We start from the raw sequence: 19,243 nt of genomic DNA, 5'->3' as shown, positions 1-19,243 counted from the left end.
TATGCTCATTGACGATATTGATTTTGCCGGGCTTTACCAACAGCAGCTCAGGCTCGCCGGACGCACCGAGAAATCGCCCGCCCACTGGGACGCGAGGGCGGAGAAAATGGCCGACAGCTGCGCCCAGCCTACGGACGGCTACCTGCTGCAGCTACTGGCAAAAATAGACTTAACCGGGGCGCAAAGCCTGTTTGATATGGGCTGCGGGCCGGGAACCGTCGCCCTGGCGCTGGCGGATAAACTCGCTGCGGTACACGGCGTCGATTACAGCCAGGGAATGCTGGAGGTAGCCGAAAAGCGCGCGGCGCAGATGCGCATCGCCAACGCCTGCTGGCATCTCCGGGCGTGGGAGGAGTCGTGGCACGATATTCCGCGCTGCGATATTGCAGTGGCCTCACGCTCAACGCTGGTCGGCAATATGCGCCAGGCGATGGATAAGCTCAACCGCCAGGCGCGGCTGCGCGTCTATACCACCCACCTCGTTCAGCCAACGTTTATGCCGCCGGCAATCCAGCGCGCGCTGGGACGCGAAGTGATCGAACTACCGAACTATATCTATGCGCTGAACGTCCTGTATCAAATGGGCATTCACGCGCGGGTCGATTTTATCCGTGGCCCCAGCTGCCAACGGGATAACGCCACCTTTGAACGTTTTGAAGAGAACGTCAAATGGACGCTTGGCGTACTCAACGAAGAGGATCGCGCGCGGCTTCGTCACTGGTATCAGCGGCAGGACCCGCAGGCCATCGCGCCAACCAACCGCGACTGGGCGCTTATCTCCTGGGAGTGTGGGGAAAACGTATGATCTACTTCCCCCAGGCGCTGACCGACGCGTGGCTGATGGAGGATATTCAGGGCGGCGACCTGACCACCCGTGCGCTGGCGATTGGCGCGCGCCCCGGCGTCATGACCTTCAGCCACCGTCAGGGCGGCTGCGTCAGCGGTATCTCTCCGGCTGGACAGATGCTGAAAAGCCTGGGATTAAGCGTAACCGCGCTACAGGAAGAGGGCGCGCACGTCCCGCCCGATGCGCCGCTGCTGCGTGCGACCGGCAGCGCTGAGGCGCTGCATCAGGGCTGGAAAGCGGCGCAGAACGTGCTGGAGTGGAGCTGCGGCGTATCGGCTTATGTCGCGGAAATGCTGACGCTGCTGCGCGCCCGCCATCCCGCAGCGCACATCGCCTGTACCCGCAAAGCCATTCCCGGCACCCGGCTGCTCGGTACCCAGGCCATCGTCGCCGCCGGCGGGCTGATCCACCGGGCCGGCTGCGCGGAAACCCTGCTGCTGTTCGCCAATCATCGCCGGTTCCTCGCCGACGACGGCGACTGGCGACACGCCGTTCAGCTCCTGCGCCGATCGGCACCGGAGAAAAAGGTTGCCGTTGAGGCCGACACGCTCGAAGAAGCGCTGGCCTCGCTGCAGGCGGAACCCGACATCCTGCAGCTGGATAAATTTACCCCGCCGCAGGCGCGCCAGGTTGCTGACCTGGCGCAGCGTATTGCCCCGCGCTGCACGCTCGCGCTGACGGGCGGAATTACCTTAACCACCTTAACCAACTACCTCGATTGTGGGATTGAATTGTTTATTACTTCGGCGCCGTGGTATGCGCCGCCGGCGGATATTCAGGTTCGCCTGGAGCCGGACAGTTCAAGATAAAAAAACGAAAACAGGAACAATAAAAATGAGAATCAGGAAGCGCTATCTTTGCACATTGATTAGCCTCAGCTTAGGTCAGACCGCCTGGGCAGACCCGGCGGAGGAGTCCATGACCGTCTGGTCAAGCCCCGTCCCGGCGGCGACCACCAATATCCTCGGACAGGAGACCATCAAGAGTCTGGATAAGCAGGATGTCGCGCACGCGCTATCGGTGGTCCCCGGCGTGGTGTTACAAAAGTCAGGCAGCCGCAACGAGCTGCAGGTAAAAGTCCGCGGCTTCGATGGCCGTCAGGTCCCGGTTTTTTTTGACGGCGTGCCGATCTACGTCCCCTACGACGGCAACCTCGACCTGGGCCGGTTTCTCACTTCCGATATCGCCTCGGTGGAGGTATCAAAAGGCTACTCTTCCCTGCTGCAGGGCCCCAACCAAATGGGCGGGGCGATCAACATAACCACCCCGCGCCCCAGTAAACCGCTGGAAGCCAGCATCGGCTATCGTCAGGGCTGGAGCCGCAGCGAAACTAATGCCTATGACACCCATGCCTCCCTTGGGGCCAGCGGCGATCTGGGCTACATCCAGCTCAGCGGCAGCCGCCTGAAGCAGGATTTCCTCGGCCTGCCTCACGGAACGAATAACCCCGTCGCCGGGGAAGACGGCAAGCTGGTCAACTCGGCAAGCGATGATAAGCGCGGCATTATTAAGCTCGGCTTCACGCCGCGCGCTAACGACGAGTACGCCCTGACCTATATCAAGCAGGATGGCGAGAAGCAGAACCCGCCTTACGCCGGAACCAGCAGCCAGAAATCCCGCTACTGGCAGTGGCCGGAGTACGATAAGGAGAGCTATTACTACCAGGGCACGACGCACCTCGGCGACAGCTTCACCCTGAAAAGCCGCCTCTATCACGACACCTTCAAAAACACCCTGCTGATGTATAACTCGCTGGCGGACCTGCACAATAAAAACGGCAGCTACAGCCACTATAGCGACTACAGCACCGGCGCGGGGCTGCAGCTCGCCGCCGACGTCCGCCAGAACGACCAGCTCTCTTTTGCCGTTAACTGGAAAGATGATGTGCATCGGGAGAAGAGCGCCGTCAACGGTCCTTACGATCGCTATAAGGATCGCACCTGGTCCGTCGCCAGCGAATACCAGTGGGCGGCGGCGGATAATCTCGACCTCGTCGCCGGGATGAGCTATGACTGGCGCAACAGCCTTCAGGGAATGAAGCACGAAAAGAACGGCAGCCTTACCCATTACGACGACAACCGGCAGAGCGCGTTTAACTGGGAAACAATGGCTCGCTACCGCTTTAGCAACGAAGATACCCTGTCACTCTCCTGGTCCGATCGCACCCGCTTCCCGACGCTCAAAGAGCGCTATACCACCTCGAAACCGTCGAAAGACCAGATTGCGCTGGTCAATCCGCAGCTCAAGCCCGAGCGCGCCCGCGGCGTCGATTTGACCTGGAATGGACACCTCAACGACCGCTGGGCCTACGAGATAAGCACCTACTATAACCGGGTCAGCGACGCCATCCTGGCGATCAATATCGATGCCGATACGGTGCAGAACCAAAACAGCGGCCGGGTTGACTATACCGGCCTGGATGTGGGGATCAAAGGCTCGCCGTTCGACCTGCTCGACGTCGGGCTAAGCTACGGTCTGATTCATGCTGATGCCAAACGCGAAGAGGCGGGCAAGGTCACCGACCTGCCGGTGCAGACGCTGACCGCCTGGCTGACGCTCAAGCCCGTCGAGCCGCTGCAAATCACGCTCTCTGAAGAGGCGCGCACCTCCAGCTATAGCAATAGCGACGGATCGCAAAAAGCGCCGGGATTTGCCATCACCCATCTGCGGACCGATTACGCCATCGGCCACGGTTTTAGCGTCAACGCCTCGGTCAATAACCTCTTCGATACCCGCTACTACTACGGCGAAGGATTTATTGAGGAAGGGCGTAACTTCTGGGCCGGCGTGGAATATAAATTCTGAGACCTTCTCCGCCGCGGCGGAGAAGAAGGAGGACATCATGATTGCAGATTTTCCGGTAATGCTGCGCAGCATTCTCGGCAACCAGCGCCAGGCGGACGGTTCCCTGCGTAAAACGGCGTTAAGCGGACGCGTCTTTCTCAACACCCACGGTCTGCAGGCAGAAAACGGTATTGAGGAGCATTTTGCCGATCCCGACTGCGCGCTGATGCACTACGCGCGGGAGCATTACGACTACTGGCGCGAACGCTATCCGGCGTTGGCGGGGCAGCAGCTGCATATCGGACTGTTCGGTGAGAACTTTTCCACCCGGGGGATGACGGAAGCCAACGTCTGTCCGGGGGATGTTTTTCGCCTCGGCAACGCTGAAATCCAGATCTCCTGGGGACGCGTGGCCTGTCAGACTATGGCCGAGCGGCTACGGGACCCTCACGCCCCGGAACTGATGCACCAGCAGTCGCGCAACGGCTGGTTTTACCGGGTACTCACCCCCGGCGAGGCCGGCTGCAGCGACAGCTTTGTGCTGCTCGATCGGCCGGCGGAGGGCTGGCCGCTTAGCCGGGTGCAGGCCATCGTCTTTAGCGACGGCGGTACGTCTGAAGAGCTGCTGGCGCTCTCAGCCATGCCGTTCCTTGCCGATGGCTGGAGAGCGCTGGCTCTGCTACGTCTGCAAAGCCGCTCTTAGCCCCCGCAGTTCCTTAGCGTCGGGCTACTAAATCTGGTAGCCCGGCGCGGCGGCTTTCGCCGCGACATCCCCTGTCCGCCACGCATGCGCCGATAAACACCATATTTATCATAGGGTTTTACTTTCCTGTGCGCCAATTACAACTTGATAACGAAAAAATAAACAATAATAATTCGCATTACTTTATGACGGAAATTGACACTTTCGCTTTTACTCGTGGCGGCGTACAGGAGGGAGTACCAGGCTGCGTAACTTCAGGATTATGCAATGATCGCTCGCGTCACCTTCAAACGCTCCGCCTTGCTGTGCGCCCTTGCTACCGCCTTCCCTCTCGCAGGCCTTGCGGAAGAGACGGTTGTCGTCACCGCCCAGCCCGTCGATTCCGCCAGCACGCCGACCACGAGCTATAGCGCAAAGACCTCCGCCGGGGCCACCAAAACCGATCAGCCGCTGATTACTACCGCCCAGTCGGTGTCGGTCATTACCCGACAACAAATGGCCGACCAGGGGGCGAATACGATTAGCCAGGCGCTGCAGTACACGCCCGGCGTCTACTCAAGCTTTGGCGGCGGCGCGACGCGTTTTGACACCGTCTCCCTGCGCGGCTATCACGGCGGCGACGTGGACAACCTGTTCCTCGACGGAATGCGCCTGATGAGCGATGGCGGGAGCCACAACGTCATTCAGGTCGATCCGTGGTTTATCGAGCGGGTGGACGTCATCCGCGGCCCCTCCTCCGCGCTGTACGGGCAAAGCGTGCCGGGCGGCGTGGTCAACCTGACCTCGAAGCGCCCGCAGTTCACTTCCGAAGGTCATTTCCGTCTTAGCGGCGGAACGCAAAATACCAAAGGCGCCGCCTTCGACTATACCGATGCCATTAACGACCAGTGGGCCTATCGGATTATCGGCATGACGCGCTCCAGCGATACCCAGTATGACAATTCCCGCGAAGAGCGTTACGCCATTTCGCCGTCCCTGCTCTGGCAGCCGGATACCGACACTTCTCTGCTGCTGCGCGCCTATCTGCAAAAAGATCCGTCGGGCGGCTATCACGGCTCGCTGCCGCTGGACGGCACCCGCTACGCGCACAACGGGCGTAAGCTCTCCACCGGCACCAACGAAGGCGATCCGTCCGATGGCTATCAGCGTCGCGAGCAGATCTACAGCTATGAATTTAATCACCAGTTCAGCGACGTCTGGTCGGCCTATTCCGCCGGCAGCTATACCCACACCAACGTCTCGTTAGATCAGGTGTATCAGGTGGGCTGGGTTGACGACAAGAATATGCTCTCCCGCGGCTACAGCGGCTCTCGCGGCTCGCTGGACGCGTGGTCCACGGATAACCGCCTGCGCGCCGATTTTAGTACCGGCGAGCTGGCGCATACCCTCATCCTCGGCGCGGAATACCACCGCTTCCGCAACGATTTATGGACCGGTGCCGGCGGCGCCTCGCCGCTCGATCCGTTTAGCGGCTATACAGCCCAAACCGGACACACCGTCACCTACAGCGATAACAATAACCGCCGCTACTATCAAACCGGGCTCTATCTGCAGGATGAGATGGTGTGGAATCGCTGGCATCTGGACCTCTCCGGCCGCTACGATCGCATCGTTTCCCAGCAGGTCAGCGACACGTTCGGCACCTCCAGCCGCCGTTCGGATGACCATATCAGCGGCCGCGCTTCCCTGCTGTACGCGCTGGAAAACGGCCTCTCGCCGTACCTGAGCTACAGCCAGGCAATTACCCCGGCGATGCTGCCGGGAGCCGACGGCACCCTGCTCAAACCGACGACCGCGGAACAGGTAGAAGCGGGTCTGAAGTTCCAGCCGCCGGGCAGCGCCGATATGTACAGCATCGCCATCTATGATTTAACCCAGAAAGACGTGGCCACCCGCGATCCGAATATCGCCACCGCGACCTTTGTTCCGGCCGGGAAAGTTCACTCTCAGGGCGTCGAGCTGGAGATGCATAACCAAATTACGCCGCAGCTGAGCACCATCGCCTCCTATACCTGGAACCGCCTGCGCTTCCAGGAAACCAAGGATGGCACCAACGATAATACGCCGCAGCTCTCGCCGGATCAGATGGCTTCCTTCTGGGCGCACTATCAGTTCCCGGCGGGGATCAGCGCCGGCGCGGGCGTACGCTACATTGGTAAACAGTGGGCGGATGACGCCAATACCGAGCGCCTGCCGTCGGTGACCCTGCTGGATGCGATGGTGCGTGCGGATCTCGGCGTCTGGTCGCCGTCGTTGAAAGGGGCGTTTGTGCAGGTGAACGCGAATAACCTCAGCGACCGGGAGTATCTGTCCGGCTGCTACGGAACCGGCAACTGCTACTGGGGCGCGGAGCGTAGCGTGACGGCCACCGTCGGCTACGATTTTTAAGAGATAGCCGATAACTCTCCCCCCGGCCGCTGCGCCTGCCGGGCTACAAAATCACGCGATCTGTAGCCCCGTTAAGCGCGGCGCGACCGGGGGAAGGCGGCAATGATTACATCGCATCCAGCGCTTTCTGCAGCTTCCAGATATAGCGTGGAGCCTGCGGAGCCGGATGCTTTTTCGCTACGTGCTCGAAGAAGTCGTCGGCATCCATATCATTGATCTCGTCAATCGCGTCCTGGCGATTCGACGAGAAGGTGCGCAGCAGCGCGCCGGCGCCGTTGGCGTAGGAGACCACCACCGCGTAACGCATCACCTGCGGATCTTTAATCCCGGCCAGCGGACCGTTCTCAAGAATGCTCAGGTAGGCCGCGCCCATCGAAATATTGCGCTCAGGATTTTTCAGCTCGCTAACCGACGGTTCGCCGCGCCAGCCCATGCGCTGATAGACGTCGCGCCCGGAGGTCGAAGGCTTCAGCTGCATCAAACCAACCGCGCCGGATTTACTCACTACCGTTGGATTACCGCCGGACTCAATGGCGATAATCGCCGTCACCAGCTGCGGGTCAACGCCCCACGCCGCGCCGGCTTTTTCGCTGATTGGCATCCACTGCATTGCCCGCTTCACCGGAACCTCGGCGTTCCACGGCGGATTGCGGTAATCATGTTTTGAGCTACAGCCGGCCAATAACACACATAAAAAAACGCACCATCTCAATTTCACACATCTATCCTTATTGGCTGAAGTTTGCCGCCTGGAGATGACAATAATCGCTCCAGGCGGCATGATAACCCTTTCATTCTTAGCAAGGAATTGTCATGTCTCAGTTTTATCTGGTCGCCCCCTCAGGCTACTGCACCAACCAGCAGGCCGCGGCCCGCGGCGTCAGCCGTCTGCAGGAAGCCGGACACCAGGTGATGCATCAGCAGGTCATTACCCGCCGACAGCAGCGCTTTGCCGGGACTGAGCAAGAACGCCTGAGCGATATCAACCAGCTCGCTACCCTCAGCGGCAGCAACCGCATCGTGATGCCGGTGCGCGGCGGCTACGGCGCCAGCCGCCTGCTGCCGCACATCGACTGGCAGGGCTTAACCGCGCGCCAGCAGCGCGACCCGCTGCTGATCTGCGGCCACAGTGATTTCACGGCGATCCAGCTGGGTCTGCTGGCAAAGGGTAGCATAATCACCTTCAGCGGGCCGATGCTGGCAGGTAACTTTGGTGCGGAAACGCTGGACCCGTTCACGGAATTTCACTTCTGGCAGGCGCTGAGCAGCCCGGAGTTTACCCTCGAATGGCACGGCGACGGTCCGGAGTGCCGCGCGCAGGGCACGCTGTGGGGCGGCAACCTGGCGATGCTCACCTCGCTTATCGGCACGCCGTGGCTGCCGCAGATTACCGACGGCATTTTGGTCGTGGAAGATATCAACGAGCACCCGTTCCGCGTCGAGCGTATGCTGCTGCAGCTGCTGCATAGCGGCATTCTTGCGCGCCAGCGGGCGATTATCCTCGGCAGCTTCAGCGGAGCCGCGCCCAACGATTACGACGCCGGGTACGATTTAGCGGCGGTTTACGCATACCTGCGCGCGCAGCTCGCGATTCCGCTGATCGACGGCCTGGATTTCGGCCACGAGCAGCGCACCGTCACCCTGCCGCTTGGCGCGAGGGCGCTGCTGGTGAACAATTCGGCCACCACCACCTTAACGCTGAGCGGCCATCCGGTGCTGACAGAATAAAATTTTCCGTGACACATTTCCGGATCCCCCGCAGATGGTTAATATGATGTCAAATTATCAAAATCTTCATACTCGTAAGGAGTACATGAACATTGGATGCCGGTGCGGTTATTAGTCTGTTTATTCTGGGTTCTGTATTAGTAACCTGTAGCATTTTATTGAGTTCCTTTTCCTCACGTCTCGGCATTCCGATTCTGGTCATCTTCCTGGCTATCGGGATGCTGGCGGGCGTTGACGGTATCGGCGGCATCCCTTTTGACAACTACCCTTTCGCCTATATGGTGAGTAACCTGGCGCTGGCGGTGATCCTGCTGGACGGCGGGATGCGCACCCAGGCCAGCTCCTTTCGCGTGGCGCTGTGGCCGGCGCTTTCGCTGGCCACCGTCGGGGTGCTGATCACCTCCTGCCTCACCGGGCTGATGGCGGCGTGGCTGTTTCACCTCAACCTGATTGAAGGGATGCTGATCGGCGCGATTGTCGGCTCAACCGACGCCGCGGCGGTGTTCTCCCTGCTCGGCGGCAAGGGTCTGAACGAACGCGTCGGCTCGACGCTGGAGATCGAATCCGGCAGCAACGATCCGATGGCGGTGTTCCTGACCATCACGCTTATCGAGATGATTCAGCAGCACGAATCCGGCCTGAGCTGGATGTTTGCGGTCCACATCGTGCAGCAGTTTGGCCTGGGGATCGTCATTGGTCTCGGCGGCGGCTACCTGCTCCTGCAGATGATAAACCGCATCGTGCTGCCTACCGGTCTCTATCCGCTGCTGGCGCTGAGCGGCGGAATTATGATTTTCGCCGTCACCACCTCGCTGGACGGCAGCGGCATCCTGGCGGTCTATCTGTGCGGTTTCCTGCTCGGCAACCGGCCGATTCGCAACCGTCACGGCATTCTGCAAAACTTCGACGGCCTGGCGTGGCTGGCGCAAATCGCCATGTTCCTGGTGCTCGGCCTGCTGGTGACGCCGTCCGACCTGTGGCCCATTGCGATCCCGGCGCTGCTGCTCTCGATGTGGATGATTTTTATCGCCCGTCCGCTGTCGGTTTTCGCCGGCCTGCTGCCATTTCGCGGGTTTAACCTGCGCGAGCGGATATTTATCAGCTGGGTGGGATTACGCGGCGCGGTACCGATTATTCTCGCCGTCTTTCCGATGATGGCCGGCCTTGAGAATGCGCGGCTGTTCTTCAACGTCGCCTTCTTCGTGGTGCTGGTCTCGCTGCTGCTGCAGGGGACCTCGCTGTCGTGGGCGGCGAAAAAAGCCAAAGTGGTGGTCCCGCCGGTGGGCTGGCCAATTTCCCGGGTCGGGCTGGATATTCATCCGGAAAATCCGTGGGAGCAGTTCGTCTATCAGCTCAGCGCGGATAAATGGTGCGTCGGCGCGGCGCTGCGCGATCTGCATATGCCGCCGGAAACGCGCATTGCCGCCCTGTTTCGCGATAACGCGCTGCTGCATCCCACCGGCAGCACCCGCCTGCTGGAAGGCGATATTCTGTGCGTTATCGGCCGCGAGCGCGACCTGCCCGCGCTGGGTAAAATGTTCAGCCAGTCGCCGCCGGTGGCGCTCGATCAGCGCTTCTTCGGTGACTTTATTCTTGACGCCAGCGCTAAGTTTGCCGACGTCGCGCAAATTTACGGCCTCGACGGCGGGGAAGAGTATCGCGATCGCCAGCAGTCGCTGGGCGACGTTGTGCAGCACCAGCTCGGGGCCGCGCCGGTGGTGGGCGACCACGTTGAGTTTGCCGGAATGGTATGGACGGTCGCAGAAAAAGAAGAGGACCACGTTCTGAAGGTCGGGGTGCGCGTTGCGGAAGATGAGGCGGAGTGAGCCGCCTCACGAGAAGTTACACGGTCACAACGGGAACGCGCGGCGCCAGGGCGCACATCAGCTCATAGCCGACGGTGCCGCTGGCGGCGGCAACATCGTCGATTTTAACCTCTTTGCCCCACAGTTCGACCGGCGCGCCGATCCCGGCCTGTGGGCAAGGCGTTAAGTCTACCGCCAGCATATCCATCGAGACGCGCCCCACCAGCGTGGTGCGCACGCCGTCAACCAGCACCGGCGTTCCAGCCGGCGCGATGCGCGGATAGCCGTCGGCATAGCCGCAGGCCACAATGCCAATCCGCTGCTCTTGCGTCGTCCGGTAGAGGCCGCCGTAGCCCACCGCCTCGCCCGCCTTCAGGTTCTGCACGGCGATAATCTCGCTGCTGAGGGTCATGACCGGCTTCAGGCCGCTGTTGGCGATGTCCTGCCACTGGCCGGACGGCGAGGCGCCGTACAGCACGATCCCCGGCCTGACCCAGTCAAAATGCGCTTCCGGGTGCCACAGCGTCGCCGCCGAATTCGCCAGCGAGCGCGAGCACGCCAGCCCTTCCGCCGCCTGCTCGATGCGGCGCATCGGCTCAACGATCCCCTGCGGGTTTTCCGCGTCGGCAAAGTGCGACATCAGCGTCATCTCGCTGACGTTGCCCAGCGCCCGCAGCTGCTGCCAGACGGTATGGATACGCTCCGGCATAAAGCCCAGCCGGTTCATTCCGCTGTTGACCTTAACGTAAATATCCAGCGGAGCGTGAAGCTTCGCCTGCTGTAGCGCCTTAATTTGCCAGTTGCTGTGCACGCTGGTGGTCAGGCGATACTTATCAAACAGCGCCAGCTCGTCGGCGTGGAAGAAACCCTCAAGCAGCAGAATCGGCCCTTTCCAGCCCTGCTCGCGCAGCAGGATCGCCTCTTCAAGATTCAGCAGCGCAAAGCCATCTGCGCCGCTCAGCGCGTGCCACACGCGCGCCAGGCCGTGACCGTAGGCGTTGGCTTTAACCACCGCCCACAGCCGCGAGCCAGGAGCCGCGCGCCGGACAATCTGTAAATTCTGCCGCAAGGCCGACAAATCAATGCTGGCCAGTACCGGACGGGACATGAAGACTCCTTAGTTGTGAACGCCGTGCAGGTGCTGAGCACGCGCCGGAGTGAAGCCCGGGCTATAGCGGGCGACGGCAAGATCGTCGTACGGAATAGCCGGAGTGCGACCCGATATTAAATCGCTCAAAAGCTGTCCTGAGCCGCATGCCATGGTCCAGCCGAGGGTGCCGTGCCCGGTATTCAGCCACAGGTTTTTATACGGCGTGCGGCCGACAACCGGCGTGCCGTCCGGGGTCATCGGACGTAAACCGGTCCAGAAGGTCGCCTGCTCTACGTGGCCGCCGCGCGGGAACAGATCGCGCACCACCATCTCCAGCGTTTCGCGACGCGGCTGCAGCAGCTCTTTGTTAAAGCCGACGATCTCCGCCATCCCGCCGACGCGGATCCGCTGGTCAAAGCGGGTAATCGCAATTTTGTATGTCTCATCAAGGATAGTCGATACCGGCGCCCCGTCTTCCTCGGCGATCGGGATCGTTAGCGAGTAGCCCTTCAGCGGGTAGACCGGAATGTCCACCAGCCCTTTCAGCATCGCCGTCGAGTAGGAGCCGAAGGCCATGACGTAGGCATCGCCTTTCACAATTTCATCGCCGCATTTCACGCCGGAGATCTGCTCTCCCTCGTACAGCAGCGCATCAACCGAAGTATTAAAGCGGAAGGTGACGCCCGCCTGCTCCGCCATCGCCGCCAGGCGCGTGGTAAACAGCTGGCAGTCGCCGGTTTCATCGTTCGGCAAACGCAGACCGCCGGTCAGCTTGTGGCTCACCTCGGCTAATGCCGGTTCGACTTCCAGCAGACGTTTCGCCTCCAGCAGCTGGTACGGCACGCCGGCATCTTGCAGCACGGCGATGTCGCGGGTGGCGTTCTCATACTGTTTTTCGGTACGGAAGAGCTGCAGCGTCCCGCCCTGCCGTCCCTCATACTGGATGCCGGTGCTTTCGCGCAGCGCCTTCAGGCAGTCGCGGCTGTACTCCGCCAGACGCACCATGCGGCCTTTGTTTTCCATATAGTGGCGGGTGTCGCAGTTGCGCAGCATCTGCCACATCCATTTGAGCTGGAACTGCGTGCCGTCAAGACCGATCGCCAGCGGCGCGTGGCGCTGGAACATCCACTTGATGGCCTTCAGCGGCACGCCGGGCGCGGCCCAGGGGGCGGCGTAGCCCGGAGAAATCTGTCCGGCGTTGGCGGCGCTGGTCTCTTCCGCCGGCCCCGGCTGACGATCGATAACCGTGACCTGATGTCCCGCCTGGCTCAAATACCACGCACTAGCTACCCCAACCACCCCACTTCCCAGTATGACGACTCGCATAGCGACTCCGTAATAGTTAAAGAACAATCATCTGATTACAAATTGATAACTCAGTTGAAAATATTATTCAACATACGCTTTATTTATGGTGACTAATCTCACACCAAACCGCACCAGCACTGACCCGGTAGATTTACTATCTCCTGCTGCGCTTCATTTTTCCTCAGAATAAAATTCTGCCATAAAGGCTGAATCAGGCCTTTAAGATTGTGAAATCGCGAAGAAAAGAAATTGTCCGCAGGCGCAGTTTGTCGAGCCGTGTTCTATGCTTATTGGGAGGCTCTCCGTATAGAGAGAGTCACCGACAATGAGGGCGCGCTAATGGCTACGATTGATTCCATGAACAGGGACACGACTCGTTTAAGCGATGGACCCGACTGGACTTTTGAACTGCTGGAAACCTACCTCGCCGAGGTTGACCGGGTGGCGAAGCTGTATCGTCTCGATACCTATCCGCATCAGATCGAAGTCATTACTTCCGAGCAGATGATGGATGCCTACTCCAGCGTCGGCATGCCAATCAACTACCCGCACTGGTCGTTTGGTAAGAAATTTATCGAAACCGAACAGGCGTATAAGCACGGCCAGCAGGGGCTGGCCTACGAAATTGTCATCAACTCCAACCCCTGTATCGCCTATCTGATGGAGGAGAATACCATTACCATGCAGGCGCTGGTGATGGCCCACGCCTGCTACGGGCACAACTCCTTTTTCAAGAATAACTACCTGTTCCGCAGCTGGACCGATGCCAGCTCGATCATCGATTACCTGATCTTCGCCCGAAAATACATCACCGAGTGCGAGGAGCGTTACGGCGTTGATGAGGTGGAGAAGCTGCTCGACTCCTGCCACGCATTGATGAACTACGGCGTTGACCGCTATAAACGTCCGCAGAAAATCTCGCTGCAGGAGGAGAAGGCGCGACAGAAAAGCCGGGAGGAGTATCTACAAAGCCAGGTGAATATGCTGTGGCGCACCCTGCCTAAGCGGGAAGAAGAGAAAGCCATCGAAACCGCGCGCCGCTATCCTTCTGAGCCGCAGGAAAACCTGCTCTACTTTATGGAGAAGAACGCCCCGCTGCTGGAGTCATGGCAGCGTGAAATCCTGCGTATCGTGCGTAAGGTGAGCCAGTATTTCTACCCGCAAAAGCAGACCCAGGTCATGAACGAGGGCTGGGCGACGTTCTGGCACTACACGATCCTCAACCACCTGTACGATGAAGGGAAAGTGACGGAACGCTTTATGCTGGAGTTTCTGCACAGCCACACCAACGTTATCTACCAGCCGCCCTACAACAGCCAGTGGTACAACGGGATTAACCCCTACGCGCTGGGCTTTGCCATGTTCCAGGATATCAAGCGCATTTGTCAGTCGCCGACCGAAGAGGACAAATACTGGTTCCCCGACATCGCCGGCTCAGACTGGCTGGAGACGCTGCATTTTGCCATGCGCGACTTCAAGGATGAGAGCTTTATCAGCCAGTTCCTGTCACCGAAAATTATGCGTGATTTCCGCTTCTTTACGGTGCTCGATGATGACCATCATAACTACCTGGAGATTTCCGCCATCCATAACGAAGAGGGGTATCGGGAGATTCGCGCCAAGCTTTCCGCCCAGTACAATCTGAGCAATCTGGAGCCGAATATTCAGGTGTGGAACGTCGACCTGCGGGGCGATCGTTCGCTGACGCTGCGCTACGTGCCGCATAACCGCGTACCGCTGGATAAGGGGCGTCGCGAGGTACTTAAGCACGTCCATCGCCTGTGGGGATTCGACATCCTGCTGGAGCAGCAAAATGCCGATGGCAGCATCGAACTGCTGGAACGCAGCCCGCCGCGGCAGAACGCGCTGTAAATCGCGGCAAACAAAACGCCCGGCATAATCGCCGGGCGTTTTTTATCTTATCGCGGGTCTTAGCGCATACCGATGACTAAATCACCCGGCAGCGTTTTCTGCATACGATGCCAGATTTCACCGCTGTCATGCCCGTAGCGACGGACGATCTCATAAACCTGCTCGTGCTGCCCCTCTTCACAGACTTTAGCCAGCTGGTGATAGAAGCCCAGCGCCAGGCTGCGCGCTTCCGGATTGGCAAAATAGTGACGGCCAATGCGGGTATAGAGGCCCTTCATGCCGTTGAGGATCAGACCGTAGATCGGGTTGCCGGAGGCAAACGCCAGGCCGCGGAAAATACCGTAATCGAGATCGGCGAAGGCGTCCGCGTGGTCTTCCACCTCACGCGCCGCGGCAAGAACCTGGAGCGCGTTTTCAGGATGCTGACGGAAGGCCGTGCGGATAAAGATAGTGGAGATATTGGTGCGCACCGACAGCAGGTTATCAATCAGCTGCGGGACGCTGTCGTGATCGAGGCGCGCCAGCGTTTCGAGAATATTCAGACCCGACGTTTCCCAGAAGTTGTTCACCTTCGTCGGTTTGCCGTGCTGTATCGTTAACCAACCGTCACGTGCCAGACGCTGCAGAACTTCGCGTAAGGTCGTACGGGTAACACCAATAAGTTCAGAAAGCTCACGTTCGGCGGGGAGAATTGTGCCCGGGGGAAAGCGATTATTCCATATACTTTCAATGATGTACTCTTCCGCGAAGCCCGCAGGGCTCTGCGCCTTAATGACCATAGTAAGATTTCCATTACACAGCGTTGCAAATTCTACTCATCATACCAGAGCAGCTATAGGGCAGATAGCGCCAGAAGGTAATTAAAAGGGGATCGCCGTTTCATTTTGAGATTTTGCTCCTGGTACTTGATGAAACCGGGCGCGAGGCGAACCAGGTTGCTACCCTTTTTACTCAACTGTTAGTCTTGCAAATAGTTATACGTAAAATCATGTCAATATTTGACGGGGAAGGATGTCTGTCGTGGAAATGTCTTATGGTCGCGCCCTGTGGCGTAATTTTCTTGGCCAGTCTCCGGACTGGTATAAGCTCACCTTAATTGTCTTCTTAATCCTTAACCCGCTGCTGTTCTGCTTCAATCCGTTTGTCGCCGGCTGGCTGCTGGTTGTTGAGTTTATTTTTACCCTGGCGATGGCGCTCAAATGCTACCCGCTGCTGCCCGGCGGCCTGCTGGCTATCGAAGCGGTATTTATCGGGATGACCAGCGCGGAGCATATTCGCGATGAGATCGCCGGCAACCTCGAAGTGCTCCTGCTGCTGATATTTATGGTGGCGGGGATCTACTTTATGAAGCAGCTGCTGCTGTTTATCTTTACCCGTCTGCTGCTGGGTATCCGCAGCAAAATGCTGCTGTCGCTGGCCTTTTGTCTGGCGGCGGCGTTCCTCTCCGCCTTCCTCGATGCGCTAACCGTGGTGGCGGTGGTGATTAGCGTCGCGGTTGGATTCTACGGTATTTATCATCGCGTGGCCTCCGCGCGGCCCGACGATCGCGATCTGCTGGACGATAGCCATATCGATCCGCACTATCGCGACGTACTGGAGCAGTTCCGCGGCTTTTTGCGTAGCCTGATGATGCACGCGGGCGTGGGTACCGCGCTGGGCGGCGTGATGACCATGGTTGGCGAACCGCAAAACCTGATCGTCGCGAAAGCCGCCGGATGGCACTTTGCCGGATTCTTCTTGCGCATGGCGCCGGTGACGCTGCCGGTCATCGTCTGCGGCCTGCTCACCTGCCTGCTGGTGGAGAAGTTCAGGCTGTTCGGCTACGGCGAACCGCTGCCGCCCGCGGTGCGTAAGGTTCTGCAGGATTATGACGATCGCAGCCGGCGCCAGCGCAGCCGTCAGGATCGCCTGCGGCTTATCGCCCAGGGGATTATCGGTATCTGGCTGATTACCGCGCTGGCCCTGCATCTGGCGGAAGTCGGCCTGATCGGTTTATCGGTGATTGTGCTGGCCACTACCTTCTCCGGCGTGACCGATGAGCACGCTATTGGTAAAGCCTTTACCGAGGCGCTGCCGTTCACCGCGCTACTGACGGTCTTTTTCGCCGTGGTCGCGGTGATTATCGACCAGCGCCTGTTCTCCCCGGTGATCCAGTTCGTGCTGCAGGCGTCGCCGCACGCCCAGCTGTCGCTGTTCTATCTGTTTAACGGCCTGCTGTCATCCATTTCCGATAACGTCTTCGTCGGCACGGTCTATATCAACGAGGCCAAAACCGCGCTCCAGCAGGGCACCATCAGCCTGCCGCAGTTTGAGCTGCTGGCCGTCGCGATTAATACCGGGACCAACCTGCCTTCGGTCGCCACGCCTAACGGGCAGGCGGCGTTCCTGTTCCTGCTGACCTCCGCGCTGGCGCCGTTGATTCGCCTCTCCTACGGGCGAATGGTATGGATGGCGCTGCCTTACACCATCGTGATGACCCTGGTCGGGCTGCTGGGCGTTGAGTTTACGCTGATGCCAGCGACGCAGTGGATGCTCGAACAGGGCTGGCTCGTGACGCCGCAGCTTCCCTGAAGCTGACGCGATATCGGCACATCCGCAACCCGCCGCCGGATGTGCAATATTTTTACGTAATATTTTCGGACTAGCTGCTGGCGTCGGTTCGGTTTTCGTTTACACTGCCATGATTTAGCATGTTTCAGGGAAAAGACTATGTTGCGATATTTAAACCAGTGCTCAAGGGGACGCGGAGCCTGGCTCCTGATGGCGTTCACCGCTTTCGCTCTTGAGCTGGTTGCGCTGTGGTTCCAGCACGTTATGTTGCTGCAGCCTTGCGTAATGTGTATTTACGAACGCTGTGCGCTATTAGGCATTATGGGAGCCGGTATCGTCGGCGCCATCGCACCGAAAACGCCGCTGCGCTATGTGGCGCTGGTTATCTGGCTCTATAGCGCGCTGCGGGGGCTGCAGCTGGCATGGGAACATACCATGATTCAGCTTCACCCTTCTCCGTTCCAGACCTGCGATTTTGCCGCCCGCTTCCCAACGTGGCTGCCGCTGGATAAGTGGCTGCCGCAGATGTTCGTGGCCAGCGGCGACTGTTCCGTGCGTCAATGGGAGTTTCTGACGCTGGAGATGCCGCAGTGGCTGGTGGGGATCTTTGCCGCCTACCTGGTTGTGGCGGTGCTGGTTGTGATTGCTCAGCCGTTCAAACCTAAAAAACGCGATCTGTTCGGTCGCTAATCCCGTCGCGGTGAAGTCGCGCCGCCGAGAGCAAAGCCTGTCAGTGAAACCGCTGGCAGGTTTTTTTTTGCCCCATCCCGTATTCTCTCCACGATGCTGAACGTTCGCTGATGAAAAGGCGCAGCGAAGGCGCATGTTCCGCCTGAGGTTCGGGTCGGCAGCATAGCGCCTTTGCGCGTTTTTTCTCTCCCGCGAGTTGACGTTCGCCCCTATAAGTTGCATATTAAATGCATCTTATTCGCGTCCGCTAAGGAGCTCACGATGTCTCACCTGCGTATTCCGGCTAACTGGAAAGTTAAACGCTCCACCCCCTTCTTTACCAAAGAGAACGTACCTGCCGCCCTGCTCACCCACCACAACACCGCCGCCGCCGTTTTCGGCCAGCTTTGCGTGATGGAAGGGACGGTAACTTATTATGGTTTCGCTGATGAACAGGCGACAGAGCCGGAGGTCAAAGTGGTGATTAACGCCGGGCAGTTTGCGACCAGCCCGCCTCAGTACTGGCATCGCATCGAATTAAGCGACGATGCCCAGTTCAATATCAACTTCTGGGTTGAAGATGACGCCGACGGCGAAAACGGGCTGTTCCACAGCAAAAAGTCGTAACCCCGCCTGCCGATGGCTGATAACAGAAAACCCGCCGGTGGCGGGTTTTGCTAACGTGGTTTGCAGAGTGAAGATTAAATTCGCTCTCCGCCGGGCAGGGTTATTAATACAGGCCCGCAACGTAGCTATTAATGGGTTGCGGCAACAAATCCTGAGGATGATCGCCACCGAAAGTGGCCCACTTACTCTTACCACTCAGAATGGATGAGGCGACCACGCGATCCGTGGAGGAATGATATACCGTGATTTTCACTTCAATTTTATCCGGAATTCCGGACCATTCTGTCGCTCTGTCTTCCCAATGCAGTATTTGAGGAATGACATAATAGCCTTCGCTAAGCGGGCGTTTATCCTTCAGGCAGCTCAGCGTCGTACACTCAGGGGCAACGGATACGCTGTCAGTATATCGGGAGAAAGCAGACTGAACCGCGAGAGCCGTAGCCTCCCCAGAGCCGCTGTATACTTTGGTTTCATAAACCCCGTTTGCCGGCTGAGCAATAACGACCGTTTTATCTTTCAGCAACAACTCAGTGCTTTTGGTAACTTCTGCTGTGTTGTATTTTGCCGAACATCCGCTAAGCAGGATCCCGGCAATTGCTATCATCACTATTTTTTTCATTTTATGTTTCCATTAATTGCAAACGGAAACACTTTATCACCAGTGACCATCGAGCTAAAACAGAAAACCCGCCGGTGGCGGGTTTTCTGTTTTAGCCGTTCTGTCTGGCGCGGCGGGCAGCGAGCGGCTACTGCGCCCAGTCAGGCTTGTTTAAAATAGGCGGCAGTATTTTTTGGTTCTGGGTTTTTATCTGGAGCATCTAGGTATATTTGAATAAGTTACCGCAGACGATTTCACCTCCTGTGTTTTAATG

16 protein-coding genes are annotated in these 19,243 nt (G+C 58.8%); 11 read left to right on the top strand and 5 right to left on the bottom strand.

From position 1 onward, the window contains the following. The first annotated feature begins 1 nt into the window (after position 1). The 5 genes from QFI97_RS12250 to QFI97_RS12230 all read left to right on the top strand — a co-directional run bounded on the left by QFI97_RS12250 (position 2) and on the right by QFI97_RS12230 (position 6,722). Positions 2–805 (top strand): methyltransferase domain-containing protein, encoded by an 804-nt coding sequence (locus tag QFI97_RS12250; RefSeq protein WP_331834398.1) that lies wholly within the window; start codon positions 2–4, stop codon positions 803–805. Next, the gene (gene modD, locus QFI97_RS12245) at positions 802–1,656 is read left to right on the top strand and encodes a ModD protein (RefSeq protein WP_346431266.1); all 855 of its coding nucleotides are present in this window, start codon (positions 802–804) and stop codon (positions 1,654–1,656) included. The genes QFI97_RS12250 and modD overlap by 4 nt, the downstream gene beginning before the upstream one ends. Before the next feature lie 25 nt (positions 1,657–1,681). Continuing rightward, positions 1,682–3,652, top strand: a complete 1,971-nt coding sequence (locus tag QFI97_RS12240; protein WP_346431265.1) for a TonB-dependent receptor plug domain-containing protein — start codon at positions 1,682–1,684, stop codon at positions 3,650–3,652. A gap of 37 nt (positions 3,653–3,689) precedes the next feature. Further along, a complete protein-coding gene (locus QFI97_RS12235) occupies positions 3,690–4,334 on the top strand; it encodes an MOSC domain-containing protein (RefSeq protein ID WP_346431264.1) in 645 nt (214 codons plus the stop codon). Positions 4,335–4,601: 267 nt separating this feature from the next. Further along, on the top strand, positions 4,602–6,722 hold the full coding sequence (locus QFI97_RS12230; RefSeq protein WP_331834402.1) for a TonB-dependent siderophore receptor: 2,121 nt from the start codon (positions 4,602–4,604) through the stop codon (positions 6,720–6,722). A gap of 106 nt (positions 6,723–6,828) precedes the next feature. On the opposite strand, the gene emtA is transcribed toward QFI97_RS12230, so the two are convergent. Then, positions 6,829–7,440 carry a membrane-bound lytic murein transglycosylase EmtA gene (emtA, locus tag QFI97_RS12225; RefSeq protein ID WP_095101859.1) on the bottom strand — a complete coding sequence of 204 codons (612 nt, stop codon included), beginning with the start codon at positions 7,438–7,440 and terminating at the stop codon, positions 6,829–6,831. 95 nt (positions 7,441–7,535) lie between these two features. On the opposite strand from emtA, the gene ldcA reads away from it, so the two are divergent. Both ldcA and QFI97_RS12215 read left to right on the top strand, forming a co-directional pair. Next, complete coding sequence (gene ldcA, locus QFI97_RS12220; RefSeq protein WP_095101857.1) at positions 7,536–8,450, top strand: muramoyltetrapeptide carboxypeptidase; 915 nt, start codon at positions 7,536–7,538, stop codon at positions 8,448–8,450. A gap of 92 nt (positions 8,451–8,542) precedes the next feature. Next, a complete protein-coding gene (locus QFI97_RS12215) occupies positions 8,543–10,276 on the top strand; it encodes a potassium/proton antiporter (protein ID WP_095101855.1) in 1,734 nt (577 codons plus the stop codon). A gap of 16 nt (positions 10,277–10,292) precedes the next feature. Here QFI97_RS12215 and dadX read toward each other — a convergent pair whose 3' ends face one another. Together dadX and QFI97_RS12205 are read right to left on the bottom strand one after the other, a co-directional pair. Then, the gene (dadX, locus tag QFI97_RS12210) at positions 10,293–11,363 is read right to left on the bottom strand and encodes a catabolic alanine racemase DadX (RefSeq protein WP_095101793.1); all 1,071 of its coding nucleotides are present in this window, start codon (positions 11,361–11,363) and stop codon (positions 10,293–10,295) included. Positions 11,364–11,372: 9 nt separating this feature from the next. Further along, the gene (locus QFI97_RS12205; protein WP_095101791.1) at positions 11,373–12,671 is read right to left on the bottom strand and encodes a D-amino acid dehydrogenase; all 1,299 of its coding nucleotides are present in this window, start codon (positions 12,669–12,671) and stop codon (positions 11,373–11,375) included. 321 nt (positions 12,672–12,992) lie between these two features. Between QFI97_RS12205 and QFI97_RS12200 the strand changes: the two genes are divergently transcribed. Beyond that, positions 12,993–14,525 carry a SpoVR family protein gene (locus tag QFI97_RS12200; protein ID WP_346431263.1) on the top strand — a complete coding sequence of 511 codons (1,533 nt, stop codon included), beginning with the start codon at positions 12,993–12,995 and terminating at the stop codon, positions 14,523–14,525. A 59-nt stretch (positions 14,526–14,584) separates the two neighbouring features. Here the strand turns inward: QFI97_RS12200 and fadR are convergent, their stop codons facing one another. Further along, positions 14,585–15,304 (bottom strand): fatty acid metabolism transcriptional regulator FadR, encoded by a 720-nt coding sequence (gene fadR, locus QFI97_RS12195; RefSeq protein WP_095101787.1) that lies wholly within the window; start codon positions 15,302–15,304, stop codon positions 14,585–14,587. A 241-nt stretch (positions 15,305–15,545) separates the two neighbouring features. Between fadR and nhaB the strand changes: the two genes are divergently transcribed. The 3 genes from nhaB to QFI97_RS12180 all read left to right on the top strand — a co-directional run bounded on the left by nhaB (position 15,546) and on the right by QFI97_RS12180 (position 18,371). Further along, a complete protein-coding gene (nhaB, locus tag QFI97_RS12190; protein ID WP_346431262.1) occupies positions 15,546–17,096 on the top strand; it encodes a sodium/proton antiporter NhaB in 1,551 nt (516 codons plus the stop codon). 138 nt (positions 17,097–17,234) lie between these two features. Further along, a complete protein-coding gene (dsbB, locus tag QFI97_RS12185; protein WP_095101783.1) occupies positions 17,235–17,765 on the top strand; it encodes a disulfide bond formation protein DsbB in 531 nt (176 codons plus the stop codon). Between the two features lie 261 nt (positions 17,766–18,026). After that, entirely contained in the window at positions 18,027–18,371 is a 345-nt protein-coding gene (locus QFI97_RS12180; protein WP_041146175.1) for a TehB family protein, read from the top strand. A gap of 103 nt (positions 18,372–18,474) precedes the next feature. Here QFI97_RS12180 and QFI97_RS12175 read toward each other — a convergent pair whose 3' ends face one another. After that, the gene (locus QFI97_RS12175) at positions 18,475–18,990 is read right to left on the bottom strand and encodes a DUF4823 domain-containing protein (RefSeq protein WP_346431261.1); all 516 of its coding nucleotides are present in this window, start codon (positions 18,988–18,990) and stop codon (positions 18,475–18,477) included. Between the last annotated feature and the right edge of the window lie 253 nt (positions 18,991–19,243).

The organism is Klebsiella scottii, assembly GCF_036561945.1.
GTDB lineage: Bacteria > Pseudomonadota > Gammaproteobacteria > Enterobacterales > Enterobacteriaceae > Klebsiella > Klebsiella scottii.
The sequence above is the reverse complement of the archived record's forward strand: the minus strand, read 5'-3'. Positions and strand labels throughout refer to the sequence as shown.